Genomic DNA, 13,893 nt, shown 5'->3' on the forward strand with positions numbered 1-13,893 from the left:
AATATCATTTATAAAAAGTCCATTTAACTTGTTTTATTGAGTAAAAATCTTATTTTAATACAAAAACTAGATTAAAAAGTAAAATTTACTGCGATTCCGTTATTAATTTCAGAAGTAATTTTTATAGTTCCTTCTAAAAACGATATACGGCTGTCAATATTTTTCATTCCAAGTCCTTTTTGATTTTCAGCATTTGCACTATCAAAACCAACTCCATTATCTTCATAATCACAAATATTTATTCCATCTCTATTAATAAATGAAATCCATATTTCTGTTGCTTTTCCATGTCGCATGGAATTATTCATCAACTCTTGTAAAATTCTAAAAACATGTAAATGTCGATCGATATCTTTATCATCAAAATCGATTTCATTTTTATAATGTGTTTTTACAGATTTACTAGTTTCAAATTCTTCACACAACTCTTCTATACCAGCATTTAAACCGAATTTTTCAAAAACCGGCGGTAATAAATTATGAGCTATTTTTCTAGAATTTTCTAATGCCTTCGTTGTTAAATTAATGATGTTCTCTGTAATTTCTGCAGTTTCTGTTTCCGTAAGATTAGGAGCAGTAAGTAAATGACTGTTGAGAGAAACAATATTTAATTTTGAACTAATATCATCATGAAGGTCTTGTGCAATTCTTTTACGTTCTTCTTCTTGAGTAATTATAATCGCATGGAGCTGTTCTTTTTGATATTGAAGAACTAAATCTTTTTTCTCTAATTCTTTTTGAATGATTTTTTTTCGGGAATAGTAAAAGAATATAATTAATGCAACTGCAACAACTATAAAAAAAAGGGATATATATAATATAATTGCAACTAGCTCTTTATCAGGAATTGAATGGGTGCTCATATGTATTTATTTATGGTACACAATTACAGACTAACCTTATAAAACTTTTTTTCTTGAAAAACTGACCTTCCATTCGTACATAATAAAAAGATAATAGACTATATTTAAAAATGCATTAAACATCCAGCTTAAATATTTTACATCGTTATTCAAGGTAGAAGTAAGATTACCAATAATAAACAATACTGTACTTGACAGTAAATAAATGATTATTCCCATACTTGCATAGTAATATGTTTTATTTTCGGTAAGCATATTATAGAAATGAAGTAATGCAAAAACAACAATCAACAATGATGTTAATGTAATTTCAAATAAATTAAATTTCAAAAATTCCTGTGGATCATTAACAAATTGTATTGTTAGTACAAGCAAAGCCACAATAAGACTAACTTTTACAAATTGTTTTTGGATTTTTATTTTTAAAATTGAATAATAAAATAAACCAAGAAATATCATTTGACCTATAAAAAAAGTATTTACGAGAAATAAATTATTCATTTTAAGGTGAAATAGTGTCTCCATTGATATTTGCATAAGAAATGCAAAAGCTAGGTAACTAACAAAAAAAACATTAGCTTTTTCCTTTCGGAAAAAGCTATATGCATATAATATTAGATTAATTAATAAAATGGAATAACCTGAATATATTAAAAAATCAGCCATTATTTTTTACTTAAAATATTTAAAATTAAAATGGAGGGCTCGGACGTGAACCATCATAAACAACATCTCCTCCGTTTTCAACGCCGTCACCAGGTCCGTAAACATCAACGTACTTACCAGTTTTTTCGTCGTATTTAGCACCAACAAAAAGTAAAGTTTTTTCATTATCATCATTAATACCAATATATGCACGAACAGCTTCGGTATTAAGTTTTAAAACCAGTTCTAAACTTTCTCTTGGTATCAAATAAGATTTAACTTTTTTCGCACGATCTTCGACAGTAGTATCGTCGTCATACTTTTTCTCCCATTCTTTGGCAGTAGACAAGGGAACCCTGATAGGCCCTGGAAAAGCTTCTTCATTCATAATTTAAATTTGTTATTGGTTAATAATCTAAAAAAAATTAATAGTTTATAATTGGTTTGGCTAAACTACTGATTTTAATTAAAAAATTAACATTCAAACATAAAAAAAGCCTTAAAATTAAGGCTTTTATATTTTATTAGAATGGAACATCGCTGTCATCATCATCATCGTTCAAATTACTTCCAAAAGCTTCATTAGCTGAAGGTAAATTTTTGGTTATAAAAGGGTTATCATCATGATTCATTTTTGAAGGTAAATCATCATAACCTCCCGTAAAGTCTTCGAGATTATCAAACTTACCAAGGTGTCCTAAGAACTTTAAACGAATATTCTCCAAACCACCATTACGGTGTTTGGCTATAATAAATTCTGCCTGACCAGCTGTAGATGATTGTTCGTCATCATCCCATTCTTCAATTTTATAATATTCAGGACGATAAATAAACGATACGATATCGGCATCCTGCTCAATCGCTCCAGATTCACGAAGATCCGAAAGTAAAGGTCTTTTACTAGATCCACGGGTTTCAACGGCACGCGATAACTGCGAAAGTGCAATAACCGGCACGTTTAGCTCTTTTGCCAAAGCCTTTAAGTTTCGGGAAATTGTAGAGATCTCCTGCTCACGGTTTCCTCCCCCTTTACCACTACCTCCAGCAGTCATTAACTGCAAGTAGTCAATAATAATTAATTTAATTCCGTGCTGTGAAGCCAAACGACGACATTTTGCACGTAAATCGAATATCGAAAGCGAAGGTGTATCATCAATAAACAACGGGGCTTTTTCTAAGTTTTTCACTTTAGTACTTAATTGTTCCCACTCATGTTTTTCTAACTTTCCTGTTCTTAATTTTTCTGAAGACAATCCTGTTTCAGAAGAAATAAGCCTCGTAATTAACTGTACTGACGCCATCTCCAGGGAGAAAATTGCTACTGCATGTCCAAACTGAATACTTACGTTTCTTGCCATCGAAAGTACGAAAGCCGTTTTACCCATACCAGGACGAGCCGCAATAATAATTAAATCGGAAGGCTGCCATCCAGAAGTTACTTCGTCTAATTTTTCAAAACCAGTTGCAACACCACTCAAACCTTCTTTTCCTGCAATTTCTTCAATACGTTTTTTCGCCTGAAGAACTAAACTCTGAGCAGTTTCAGAACTACGTTTGATATTTCCCTGAGTTACTTCATATAATTTAGATTCTGCTTTATCAAGCAAATCAAATACGTCTGTAGTTTCATCATAAGATTCTTCGATAATTTCAGAAGAAATTCTAATCAAACTTCTTTGAATAAATTTTTGAAGAATAATACGCGAGTGAAATTCGATATGCGCAGAAGAAGCAATTTTCTGCGTAAGCTGAATTAAATAAAAATCTCCTCCTGCTAAATCTAATTTTCCATTTTTCTTTAATTGAGTCGAAACCGTCAATATATCAATTGGCTGCGTTTCGGTAAAGAGCTGCAAAATTGCTTCAAAAATGTGTTTGTGTGCATCTTTGTAAAAAGCATCAGGCTGTAAAATATCAATTACATCATCTACCCCCTTTTTGTCAATCATCATAGCACCAAGCACAGCCTCTTCCAAATCAATTACTTGCGGAGGGAGCTTACCTTTTTCTAAGTTAATAATTGTGGTTTTATCTACCTTTACAGGGTTTAAGTTTTTGAAATTTTCCATATAGCGAAAGTAGCGAAATTTAAAAAAAATCTGCTATCGAGTTATAACTAATAATTGTTTATAAATAATATTGATTTGTTGATAACCAAAAAAAAATCCGAAACGGTAAGGCTTCGGATTTTAAGTCTCTTTTTATGAATTTACTCTTTATACTCGCCCATATTACTGTATTTGTCCATTCTCTGGGCAATTAAGTCGGCTGTTGATAAGTCTTTTAATTCATTATATCCTTTAGTAATGTATTCTGCAACCGTTTTGAAAGTTGTTTCACGGTCATAGTGTGCTCCGCCTAGCGGTTCTGGAATAACATCATCAACTAATTTTTGTTTTTTCATGTCAGAAGAAGTTAACTTCAAAGCTTCAGCTGCACGCTCTTTGTACTCCCAGCTCTTCCATAAAATAGAAGAACAAGATTCTGGAGAAATTACAGAGTACCAAGTATTTTCTAACATATATACTTTATCTCCAACACCAATTCCTAAAGCTCCTCCAGAAGCACCTTCACCAACAATAATTGTGATAATTGGCACTTTAAGACGAACCATTTCGAAAATATTTCTAGCAATAGCCTCCCCTTGTCCTCGTTCCTCAGCTTCAAGTCCCGGATATGCACCCGGAGTATCTACTAAAGTTAAAACTGGAATTCCGAATTTCTCTGCCATTTTCATCAAACGCAAAGCTTTACGGTATCCTTCAGGATTAGCCATACCAAAATTACGATATTGACGTGTTTTAGTATTAAAACCTTTTTGCTGGCCAATAATCATAAACGATTGTCCGTTTACTTTACCAAGACCACCAACCATTGCTTTATCATCTTTAAAACCTCTGTCTCCGTGAAGCTCTAAGAAAGTATCACCGCAGATAGCTTTGATATAATCTAAAGTGTAAGGTCTATTTGGGTGTCTTGACAATTGTACACGCTGCCAAGCCGTAAGGTTTTTGTATATATCTTTCTTGGTTTGTTCTAATTTCTTGTTGATTTCCTTGCAAGTTGGCGTTACATCAACGTCAGATTCTTTTCCAATAATAACGCACTTTTCTAACTGTTCTTCAAGTTCTTTAATTGGAAGCTCAAAATCTAAATATTCCATGGATTTTTGAATTTTGTTTGTAAATCGAACCGCAAATATAAAAATATTATATCATTGGCGAAGTTAATTGTTATTTAAAGTATAAAAATGCAATTTAAAAATAAGTAAACTATTACAAGTTTTCTTTCTTATTCTTATAATGTTTAAAAACACCATTTAGAATAACTGTTATGATAATTATAACAGCTCCTATATAAAATTCGACACTCATTTTTTCTTTTCCGCCTAAAATAAAATACGCTAAAACGATACCATAAACAGGCTCTAAGTTAGTCGTTAACATTACTGTATAGGGAGTTAATCGCTGCATGACTTTTACAGAAGCAGTAAAAGCATAAGCCGTACATATGGATGATAAAATCAATAATAAAACCCAGTTATTTAAAGACATTGAAAAGAAATCTGCCGTGAATTTTCCTTGAAATAAAAAATAAATAGTAATAAAAAAAACTCCCGCACCAAACTCATAAAATGTAATTACAGAAGATTCATGATCCGCAATTAATTTTCCATTCATTAAAGTAAATAAAACTCCTAATATTATCGAAGCCAAAGCAAAATAAACACCTTGCAGATATTTTATTTCTACTTGAAGAATCAATCCTAAACCTGCAATAATTATTAGTCCAAAGAAAACTTCATACCACAATACTTTTCTTCCGTAGAATAAAGGTTCTAATAAAGACGCAAAAAAAGCTCCTAAAGAGAAAATAGAAAGCGTAATAGAAACGTTAGATACGTGGATAGCCTTGAAAAAGAAAATCCAATGAAGTGCTATAAGCAATCCAACAAAGATTAACTTAAAAAATTCTTTTACTGGAACTTGAAAAGATTGTCTTTTAAAAGCAATAAAACCGCCAAGAAAAATCCCAGCCAGCAACATTCTAAACCAAACCAGATTTTCGGCATCAATAGTAATTAAAGCGCCCAAAATGGCTGTAAAACCCCAGATAAAAACAATTAAGTGAAGATTTAAATAACTTTTTAAATTATCGTTTCGCATTACGTAATAGGTAAACTGCCAGGATTCCGAAAACAATATTTGGGAACCAAACAGCTAATAAAGGTGAGAATGTAGATTTTTCGGCAAGTGTACCAAATATTTTATCAAAAAACACAAATGAGAAAGCAATTGCAATCCCGATTGCTAAATTCGTTCCCATTCCGCCTCGACGTTTCATAGACGAAACCGCAACAGCAATAATGGTTAAAATAAAAGCTGAAACTGGTACGCTGTATTTTTTGTAAAGAACTACTAAATAGGTATTGATATTTCCAGAACCTCTTTTTCTTTCTTTTTCAATAAAATCGTATAATTTGCCTAAAGTCAAAGTTTCTGCGATATAAACAACAGGCGTTAAATCTGCTAACTCGAACTTAAAAGCAACATTTTTTTCTGGAGTTTTTTCTATTACATCATTTAATTCTCCAATTGTTCTTTTGGTATAATCGTATAAAATGTAAATCTTCTTTTTAGGATCCCATTTAATACGACTTGCAGTAATCTTATAAGTTAGTTTTTCTTTTTCGAAATGTTCCAAAGAAAAATTAAAAGCTGTTTTAGTTTCTTCGTTAAAGCTATTTACAAAGATAAAATCGTGATCGTTAATTTGTCTGTAAACATTTGTGTTTTCGCCCCGCATGAGCTCTTTTCCATTTCCTTTTAAATACGTATATCTAAAATTATTATAACCTTCACTTGCGGCAGGAACAATAAAAAACCCCATTAACAGCACAAAAAGCGATACTATTGTTGCTCCAATAATATAAGGACGTAAAAAACGCGTAAATGAAATACCAGAACTTAATATTGCAATAATCTCCGTATTATTCGCCAGTTTTGAAGTAAACCAAATTACCGATAAAAACAAAAATATCGGAAAAAGCGAATTGATAAAATAGATCGTGAAATTGTAATAATAGAATGCAATATCTCCAAATGGAATCTTGTTTTCTAACATTTTATTTACTTTTTCAGAAACGTCAATTACGATTCCGATTGGAGCGAATAAAAGAAGCATAACAGAGAAAGTCCCCAGATATCTTTTTAAAATGTATTTATCTATTATTGTTAACATATATATTTTGTTTGTTTCGTTTCAGGTTTCAAGTTTCACGGCCTGCAGAGAACCTGAAACTTGAAACCTGAAACTTAAAACTTTTAAAGTCTTTGACTCATATTTTTAACCATCATTTCTTTCCATGGTCTAAAATCTCCCGCTAAGATATGTTTTCTAGCTTCACGAACCAACCACATATAGAACCCAAGATTATGAATTGTTGCAATTTGCTTTCCTAAATATTCATTAGCAGCAAACAAGTGACGTAAGTATGCTTTTGAATATTCAGTATCAACAAAAGTATGTGCCATTTCATCAATCGGAGAAAAATCGGCTTCCCACTTTTTATTTTTGATATTGATTGTCCCGTTTGCTGTAAACAACATTCCGTTTCTTGCATTACGTGTTGGCATAACGCAATCGAACATATCAATTCCTAACGCAATATTTTCTAAAATATTAATAGGAGTTCCAACTCCCATTAAATAACGAGGTTTATCTTCTGGAAGAATTTCGCAGACAACTTCAGTCATTGCATACATTTCTTCAGCCGGCTCACCTACAGAAAGTCCACCAATAGCATTTCCTTGCTGACCTGCATTTGCAATATATTCAGCAGATTGCTGGCGTAAATCTTTATAAGTACTTCCTTGAACAATCGGGAAAAATGTTTGCTCATAACCATATTTATAAGGAACTTTTTCCAAATGATTAATACAACGGTCTAACCAGCGATGCGTCATATGCATAGATCGCTGCGCATATCTGTAATCACAAGGATACGGAGTACATTCATCAAAAGCCATAATAATATCGGCTCCAATGGTACGCTGAATTTCCATTACATTTTCTGGTGTAAAAAAATGGTACGATCCATCAATGTGCGATTTAAACTTTACCCCTTCTTCTTTAATTTTTCTATTTGAAGAAAGCGAATACACTTGATAACCTCCAGAATCAGTCAAAATATTACGATCCCAGTTCATAAATTTATGCAATCCTCCTGCTTTTTCAAGAATTTCAGTTTGCGGACGCAAATACAAGTGGTATGTATTTCCTAAAATAATATCAGGGTTTATCTCTTCTTTAAGCTCACGCTGATGCACGCCTTTTACAGATGCAACCGTTCCAACCGGCATAAAAATAGGAGTTTCTATAACTCCGTGATCTGTTGTAATACTTCCCGCTCTAGCTTTAGACTGCGGATCTTTTTGTAATAAATCAAACTTCATCTGTTTCTTTTTTCTCCCGACCTTTCGGGACGGCAAAGATAAGCTAATTTCAGAGAAATTTAATTACATAATTTACCAATTAGAAAATTAGATAATCATTGGAATCAACTTGAAACGTTAAACTTCTAGCATTTAATATCTAACTATTAAGTTATTTGGGCGTTTCCTACGGCCGGGCTATCCGCTATATCTTTTGTTCAAGAAGGTTTCATTTCCAGACAAGACCAGACATTTATCACAAAAGGATGCCGCTCCTATCCCTAACGCGAAGACCTCAGCGTGAAGCCAGAACCAATTTTTATCAAATGTAAAAACTACAACAATCACATTATTAATATGTAACATAACGACTGCATTATTTCTTAATTTTAATTAAATAGAAATTACTATCAATTTTAAATCATAGAAATCATGATAAATTCAGAAGAAAGAGATCCTGCAGATCGTTTGGACCAAATTAAGGATGAGCAAATCGAAAGAAATCTAGAAAATTTAGATTATCCAGCAAATGAAGACATTTACAATCAAGAAGATAAATTAGAGGATATTGATCCAGAAGGAATTTCTGGCGAACGCATTATCAATCAAGACAATAATCATGAATGGAAACAAAACAGTGATAAAATTGGTAATGACTTAGACGTTCCAGGATCTGAACTTGACGACGAGCAAGAAGATATTGGCTCAGAAGATGAAGAAAATAATTTTTACAGCGAAAGCGATACCAATTAAATTTAAAATACTATATCATTTAAAAATCATAACAAATAAGTCCTTCAACAAGGGCTTATTTTTTTTATATTTTAGAATCAAAAAACAATCACAATAGTAATTTGATTTCAACACCTCAACATCAAAAACGATCCTAAAAGAGTATATTTTTCTTATTTCATTAAAAAAAGACTACAAAAATTTAACAATTGAAACAAACTAAAGCAGAAAATCATTTGTCTCCCCGCAAAATAACAATTACTTTTGCTACAGTTTAAAATTTTACATATAAATGAAGCCTAACACACAACAATTAAGCGATTTAACGATCCAAGTAAGAAGAGACATTCTTAGAATGGTACATGCTGTAAACTCTGGACACCCAGGTGGTTCATTAGGTTGTACTGAATTTTTGGTAACACTATATCAAAATATTATGGACCGCAAAGAAGGTTTTGATATGGACGGAATTGGAGAAGATTTATTTTTCCTTTCAAACGGACACATCTCTCCTGTATTCTACAGCGTATTAGCTAGAAGCGGTTATTTTCCAATTTCAGAACTTGCTACTTTTAGATTATTAGATTCTCGTTTACAAGGACACCCAACAACTCACGAAGGTTTACCTGGAGTTAGAATTGCCTCTGGTTCATTAGGACAAGGTTTATCTGTAGCTCTTGGAGCAGCGCAAGCTAAAAAATTAAACAACGACAATCACTTAATCTATACTTTACACGGAGACGGAGAATTGCAGGAAGGTCAAAACTGGGAAGCAATTATGTATGCATCTGCTAAAAAAGTAGATAATATAATCGCAACAGTAGACCTTAACGGAAAACAAATTGACGGAACAACTGATGAAGTTCTGCCAATGGGAAGTCTTCGCGCTAAATTTGAAGCTTTTGACTGGGATGTTATAGAAATTGCAGAAGGAAACAATATCGATGCAATTCTTGCCGGATTGAATGACGCAAAATCAAGAACAGGAAAAGGAAAACCAGTTTGTATTTTATTACATACTGAAATGGGTAATGGAGTAGATTTTATGATGCACACACATGCTTGGCATGGTAAAGCTCCAAACGATGAGCAATTAGAGAAAGCTCTAGCTCAAAATTACTCTAAAGACCAAGTTGATTATTAAAAAAGCTATAAGCTTTAAGCAATAAGTTTTACACCTATTGCCTATAGCCTATTGCGTACAGCAAAAAGACAAAAATGAAAAAATACGAAAATACAGGAAGTAAAGATACTCGTTCAGGTTTTGGAGCGGGAATGACTGAACTAGGTCAAAAAAATGAAAATGTAGTTGCATTATGCGCCGACTTAATTGGATCATTAAAATTTGATGATTTCAAAAAAAATCACCCAGAGCGTTTTTTCCAAATCGGAATCGCAGAAGCTAATATGATCGGAATAGCTGCAGGTTTAACAATTGGTGGAAAAATTCCTTTTACTGGAACTTTCGCTAACTTCTCTACAGGAAGAGTTTACGATCAAATTCGTCAATCTGTTGCTTACTCAGACAAAAATGTAAAAATTTGTGCTTCTCACGCTGGTTTAACTTTAGGAGAAGATGGAGCAACACACCAAATCTTAGAAGATATTGGTTTAATGAAAATGTTACCAGGAATGACTGTAATCAACACTTGCGATTACAATCAGACTAAAGCTGCAACTATAGCATTGGCAGATCACCACGGTCCTGCTTATTTACGTTTCGGACGTCCAGTTGTACCTAACTTTACTCCTGCTGACGAACCATTCGTAATTGGAAAAGCAATTCTACTAAACGAAGGAACTGATGTAACTATTGTTGCTACAGGTCACTTAGTTTGGGAAGCTCTTATAGCTGCTGAAGCTCTTGAAGCAAAAGGAATTTCTGCTGAGGTAATCAACATCCATACAATTAAACCACTTGACGAAGAAGCAATTTTAAAATCAGTGGCAAAAACGAAATGTATTGTAACTGCAGAAGAGCACAATTACCTTGGAGGTCTTGGAGAAAGCGTCTCAGGAGTATTAGCTTTACACAATCCAACTCCACAAGAATTTGTAGCTGTACAAGATAGTTTTGGTGAGTCTGGAACTCCAGAGCAGTTAATGAACAAATACAAACTAAACAATCAAGCAATTGTTGAAGCTGTAGAAAGAGTTATCAAAAGAAAATAATTTTTAAATTTTCTTACTTATAAAAAAACCTCGAGATCTATATTTCGAGGTTTTTTGTTTTTATCAATATACATCAACCTTCATAAAAGTAACAACATAATATTGACCATAAAAAAAGCCCTGAAATATAATTTCAGGGCTTTTTAATTTATCGAATTTAATTAATCTTTATTGGATAAGTATTATCTAAATGAATTCTTTTTCTTGGATTTTCCGTATAATCTGCCTCAATGTATTTTCTAACATTTGTAGCAGATTCTGGTAAACTAGGATTTGCAAGTTCTCCTGTTGGCCTTCTAGGAATTCCTCTCGGCTCTGTTTCATCTACATTCGGCGTTAACGTATTATCTACAACTGGATCCCATGGAAAGTAAAGTTTAATTCCATAGTTAAAACCATTTACTACACCAACTTCGCCTGCTGCTTTAGTAATTTCAAACCTTGTTGTAAAACCATCTCCATCATCATCAAAATCTAGAAAATCTGCAATTCCATCGCCATCAGTATCATCAATCAACTCTTTGGGCGGATTAGGATATTTAGTTGTATTTCTAAAATCATATAGATATCCATCTCCGTTAACATCTTCTAAATAATCAGGAACACCATCACCAACAAAAACTATTCCGTTACTTGATGAATTGTATTCATTATCCATTCTCTGCAAGTCAAACAATTTAAAAGTAAAATATATTGGTGTATATGCTGGAATAGAACCGCTACCTGTAGCATAATATGCTAAACCAGAAGGTAAAAACATAACACCAGCTCCATAATCATTATAAGTAATAGTCCCATCATTAGCCATAGAAGAACCACTGCTGGTTTTAAACTTGGGAAGAATTTCTGACCAACCCTCTATCACAGTACTTGAACCAGCGTAAGGAAACAAGTTAGCTGTAAACGGAAGACCATAAGACGAATCCATTAAATTTCCATTTAACAAATAACAAGAATATGACACAGAAACTCTATCCGTATTTGTTGGAGATTCACCAGCACCTTCTTTTAATGTCAAATAATATACTTTATAAGTAATGTCATCACTATATACATCCCTGCTCGTTAATTTATATGTAGTTTGATCCCAGATAGAAACTTGTGTTGCTGGATCTGTAATTTTTGATATTTTAACATCAAAATCAGCTGTAACATTTTCGATATAATTATTTTTTAAAAATTTTTCAATCGAATCATTATCTGCTTTATACTGTACCGCATAATCTCGTACCGGAGTTACTACAACATCGTCATCATCCTTTTTGCTGCAAGAAACGATGGCAATACCAGCAAGTAATAAAACAAAATAATATTTAAATTTATTCATTATTATGATTTTTTTAGGTGCGCAAGATACAATATTGATTTATTTTTGTAAAGAATTTAACTTGGATTTTAGAAAAATTATGAGAATAGATAAATACTTATGGTGTGTTCGTTATTACAAGACCAGAAACATGGTGACTGAGGCTTGTAAAAAGAATCACATCACTGTAAATGGGCAGGTTGCTAAACCATCAAAAGAAGTTTTCCCTACAGACCGAATTACATTTAGAAAAGATCAAATTACCCAAATTATAACCGTTCTAGACATACCAGAAAGTCGTGTTGGAGCAAAGTTGGTTGATATTTACCGTAAAAACGAAACACCCCCAGAAGCTTACGCGCATTTAGAGTTATTAAAACTTTCTAAAGAACATTACCGAAAAAGCGGAACAGGACGTCCAACTAAAAAAGACCGAAGAGATATCGATGAGTACGGAAATGAAATCTTTGACGAAGAAGAAGAAACGGAATAAATTTCAAAACTTTGAAAAACCCAAAAATTAAATACCCAATTCCAATTTAGAATTTCTTCTGAAAAAATTGAAATTTGGATTTTTTATAATGGAATTTAAATTAATTATATTAGCAAAAAAATAAATTATGAGCAGCAACATCATCTTAACCAATCAAGAAGTCGAGCATAAAATAAAACGTATTGCCTATCAAATCTACGAAACATTTGTAAACGAGGAAGAAGTCGTTATTGCTGGAATTGCTTCAAATGGATATGTTTTTGCCAAAAAAATTGCCACAGCACTAAGCAGCATTTCAACCTTAAAGGTATCAATCTGCGAAGTAAAAGTAAACAAGCAAAATCCACAGGAGGCAATACAAACTTCATTAAGTCCCGAGGAGTATAAAAACAAAGGATTAGTTCTTGTTGATGATGTTCTAAATTCAGGAACAACATTAATCTATGCTGTTCGTCATTTCTTAGATGTACCTCTCAAAAAATTCAAAACAGCAGTGCTTGTTGACAGAAACCATAAAAAATACCCTGTAAAGGCAGACTTTAAGGGCATTTCACTTTCAACTTCATTATTAGAGCACGTCCAAGTTGTTTTCGACTCAGAAAACGGAGACTATGCTTCTTTAAGCTAGAATATCTAAAATATCCTTAACCGTTTCTTCGACAGACTTATCATCTACCGAGACTTTATGCTGCGCGTGATTGTAATAAAAGCTTCTGTCGAACAAATGTTTCGCAATAAACTCTTTCATCTCTTCCTCATTCATATTTGCAATTAAGGGACGCTTACTCTTATTATATATTAATCTATTATATAAAGTATCAATCGATGCTTTTAAATATATAGAAACAACATCTTCTCCTTTTAACAATTCATGATTATTAGCATAACAGGGAGTTCCTCCTCCTAATCCGATAATATTATTTTCGGCAGATTGCAATAATTCAACAAAAATTTGGTGCTCTAATTTTCGAAAATAGATCTCTCCGTGCTTCTCAAAAATCTCATTTATTGACATTTTTGCTCTTTCCTCGATAATTTTATCCAAATCTAAGAACGGAATATTCGTGATTTTTGACAAATTTTGGGCGATTGTCGACTTTCCGCAACCCATATAACCTAACAATACAATTTTCTTCATACTAATAAAACCTTATAAACTAAGCAATTGGAAATTTTTCCAAAAAAAAGACAAATTTATAATAAATTTGCTTGGAAACTTCAAAATAAACTCCTTATATTTGCACCCGC

Annotated in this window: 15 protein-coding genes; 5 read left to right on the forward strand and 10 right to left on the reverse strand. The window is 32.6% G+C overall.

Features of this window, described 5'->3' with window-relative positions:
- Nucleotides 1-71 precede the first annotated feature (71 nt).
- The 8 genes from QE431_RS17670 to tgt all read right to left on the reverse strand — a co-directional run bounded on the left by QE431_RS17670 (nt 72) and on the right by tgt (nt 7,963).
- Nucleotides 72-863: a sensor histidine kinase gene (locus tag QE431_RS17670; protein ID WP_307298557.1), complete on the reverse strand. Its 792-nt coding sequence runs from the start codon at nt 861-863 to the stop codon at nt 72-74.
- 36 nt (nt 864-899) lie between these two features.
- Nucleotides 900-1,529 (reverse strand): hypothetical protein, encoded by a 630-nt coding sequence (locus QE431_RS17675; protein ID WP_307298559.1) that lies wholly within the window; start codon nt 1,527-1,529, stop codon nt 900-902.
- A gap of 25 nt (nt 1,530-1,554) precedes the next feature.
- Entirely contained in the window at nt 1,555-1,896 is a 342-nt protein-coding gene (locus QE431_RS17680) for a hypothetical protein (RefSeq protein ID WP_057117819.1), read from the reverse strand.
- A gap of 136 nt (nt 1,897-2,032) precedes the next feature.
- Nucleotides 2,033-3,577, reverse strand: coding sequence for a replicative DNA helicase (gene dnaB / locus QE431_RS17685; RefSeq protein ID WP_057117818.1), 1,545 nt, complete (start codon nt 3,575-3,577; stop codon nt 2,033-2,035).
- 140 nt (nt 3,578-3,717) lie between these two features.
- Nucleotides 3,718-4,671: an acetyl-CoA carboxylase carboxyltransferase subunit alpha gene (locus tag QE431_RS17690; RefSeq protein WP_057117817.1), complete on the reverse strand. Its 954-nt coding sequence runs from the start codon at nt 4,669-4,671 to the stop codon at nt 3,718-3,720.
- Nucleotides 4,672-4,783: 112 nt separating this feature from the next.
- Nucleotides 4,784-5,674 carry a DMT family transporter gene (locus QE431_RS17695; protein WP_307298563.1) on the reverse strand — a complete coding sequence of 297 codons (891 nt, stop codon included), beginning with the start codon at nt 5,672-5,674 and terminating at the stop codon, nt 4,784-4,786.
- Nucleotides 5,661-6,749: an LptF/LptG family permease gene (locus QE431_RS17700; protein WP_307298565.1), complete on the reverse strand. Its 1,089-nt coding sequence runs from the start codon at nt 6,747-6,749 to the stop codon at nt 5,661-5,663. The genes QE431_RS17695 and QE431_RS17700 overlap by 14 nt, the downstream gene beginning before the upstream one ends.
- 83 nt (nt 6,750-6,832) lie before the next feature.
- The gene (tgt, locus tag QE431_RS17705; protein ID WP_134142542.1) at nt 6,833-7,963 is read right to left on the reverse strand and encodes a tRNA guanosine(34) transglycosylase Tgt; all 1,131 of its coding nucleotides are present in this window, start codon (nt 7,961-7,963) and stop codon (nt 6,833-6,835) included.
- A gap of 411 nt (nt 7,964-8,374) precedes the next feature.
- Between tgt and QE431_RS17710 the strand changes: the two genes are divergently transcribed.
- The 3 genes from QE431_RS17710 to QE431_RS17720 all read left to right on the forward strand — a co-directional run bounded on the left by QE431_RS17710 (nt 8,375) and on the right by QE431_RS17720 (nt 10,846).
- Nucleotides 8,375-8,695 carry a hypothetical protein gene (locus tag QE431_RS17710; protein ID WP_057117813.1) on the forward strand — a complete coding sequence of 107 codons (321 nt, stop codon included), beginning with the start codon at nt 8,375-8,377 and terminating at the stop codon, nt 8,693-8,695.
- A gap of 271 nt (nt 8,696-8,966) precedes the next feature.
- A complete protein-coding gene (locus tag QE431_RS17715; RefSeq protein ID WP_057117812.1) occupies nt 8,967-9,818 on the forward strand; it encodes a transketolase in 852 nt (283 codons plus the stop codon).
- A 74-nt stretch (nt 9,819-9,892) separates the two neighbouring features.
- Nucleotides 9,893-10,846: a transketolase family protein gene (locus QE431_RS17720; RefSeq protein ID WP_057117811.1), complete on the forward strand. Its 954-nt coding sequence runs from the start codon at nt 9,893-9,895 to the stop codon at nt 10,844-10,846.
- Nucleotides 10,847-11,003: 157 nt separating this feature from the next.
- Here QE431_RS17720 and QE431_RS17725 read toward each other — a convergent pair whose 3' ends face one another.
- Nucleotides 11,004-12,173, reverse strand: a complete 1,170-nt coding sequence (locus tag QE431_RS17725) for an FKBP-type peptidyl-prolyl cis-trans isomerase (RefSeq protein ID WP_307298571.1) — start codon at nt 12,171-12,173, stop codon at nt 11,004-11,006.
- 79 nt (nt 12,174-12,252) lie between these two features.
- Between QE431_RS17725 and QE431_RS17730 the strand changes: the two genes are divergently transcribed.
- Nucleotides 12,253-12,645: an RNA-binding S4 domain-containing protein gene (locus QE431_RS17730; RefSeq protein ID WP_057117844.1), complete on the forward strand. Its 393-nt coding sequence runs from the start codon at nt 12,253-12,255 to the stop codon at nt 12,643-12,645.
- A gap of 127 nt (nt 12,646-12,772) precedes the next feature.
- Complete coding sequence (locus tag QE431_RS17735) at nt 12,773-13,273, forward strand: phosphoribosyltransferase domain-containing protein (protein WP_307298573.1); 501 nt, start codon at nt 12,773-12,775, stop codon at nt 13,271-13,273.
- On the opposite strand, the gene QE431_RS17740 is transcribed toward QE431_RS17735, so the two are convergent.
- The gene (locus QE431_RS17740) at nt 13,265-13,783 is read right to left on the reverse strand and encodes a shikimate kinase (RefSeq protein WP_307298574.1); all 519 of its coding nucleotides are present in this window, start codon (nt 13,781-13,783) and stop codon (nt 13,265-13,267) included. The genes QE431_RS17735 and QE431_RS17740 overlap by 9 nt on opposite strands.
- Between the last annotated feature and the right edge of the window lie 110 nt (nt 13,784-13,893).

Source organism: Flavobacterium sp. SORGH_AS_0622 (assembly GCF_030818825.1).
Classification (GTDB): domain Bacteria; phylum Bacteroidota; class Bacteroidia; order Flavobacteriales; family Flavobacteriaceae; genus Flavobacterium.

Excerpts from the sequence above, each read along its gene's own strand:
- QE431_RS17670 (WP_307298557.1), bottom strand. The coding sequence starts at position 863 with ATGAGCACCCATTCAATTCCTGATAAAGAGCTAGTTGCAATTATATTA.
- QE431_RS17675 (WP_307298559.1), bottom strand. The coding sequence starts at position 1,529 with ATGGCTGATTTTTTAATATATTCAGGTTATTCCATTTTATTAATTAAT.
- QE431_RS17680 (WP_057117819.1), bottom strand. The coding sequence starts at position 1,896 with ATGAATGAAGAAGCTTTTCCAGGGCCTATCAGGGTTCCCTTGTCTACT.
- dnaB (WP_057117818.1), bottom strand. The coding sequence starts at position 3,577 with ATGGAAAATTTCAAAAACTTAAACCCTGTAAAGGTAGATAAAACCACA.
- QE431_RS17690 (WP_057117817.1), bottom strand. The coding sequence starts at position 4,671 with ATGGAATATTTAGATTTTGAGCTTCCAATTAAAGAACTTGAAGAACAG.
- QE431_RS17695 (WP_307298563.1), bottom strand. The coding sequence starts at position 5,674 with ATGCGAAACGATAATTTAAAAAGTTATTTAAATCTTCACTTAATTGTT.
- QE431_RS17700 (WP_307298565.1), bottom strand. The coding sequence starts at position 6,749 with ATGTTAACAATAATAGATAAATACATTTTAAAAAGATATCTGGGGACT.
- tgt (WP_134142542.1), bottom strand. The coding sequence starts at position 7,963 with ATGAAGTTTGATTTATTACAAAAAGATCCGCAGTCTAAAGCTAGAGCG.
- QE431_RS17710 (WP_057117813.1), top strand. The coding sequence starts at position 8,375 with ATGATAAATTCAGAAGAAAGAGATCCTGCAGATCGTTTGGACCAAATT.
- QE431_RS17715 (WP_057117812.1), top strand. The coding sequence starts at position 8,967 with ATGAAGCCTAACACACAACAATTAAGCGATTTAACGATCCAAGTAAGA.
- QE431_RS17720 (WP_057117811.1), top strand. The coding sequence starts at position 9,893 with ATGAAAAAATACGAAAATACAGGAAGTAAAGATACTCGTTCAGGTTTT.
- QE431_RS17725 (WP_307298571.1), bottom strand. The coding sequence starts at position 12,173 with ATGAATAAATTTAAATATTATTTTGTTTTATTACTTGCTGGTATTGCC.
- QE431_RS17730 (WP_057117844.1), top strand. The coding sequence starts at position 12,253 with ATGAGAATAGATAAATACTTATGGTGTGTTCGTTATTACAAGACCAGA.
- QE431_RS17735 (WP_307298573.1), top strand. The coding sequence starts at position 12,773 with ATGAGCAGCAACATCATCTTAACCAATCAAGAAGTCGAGCATAAAATA.
- QE431_RS17740 (WP_307298574.1), bottom strand. The coding sequence starts at position 13,783 with ATGAAGAAAATTGTATTGTTAGGTTATATGGGTTGCGGAAAGTCGACA.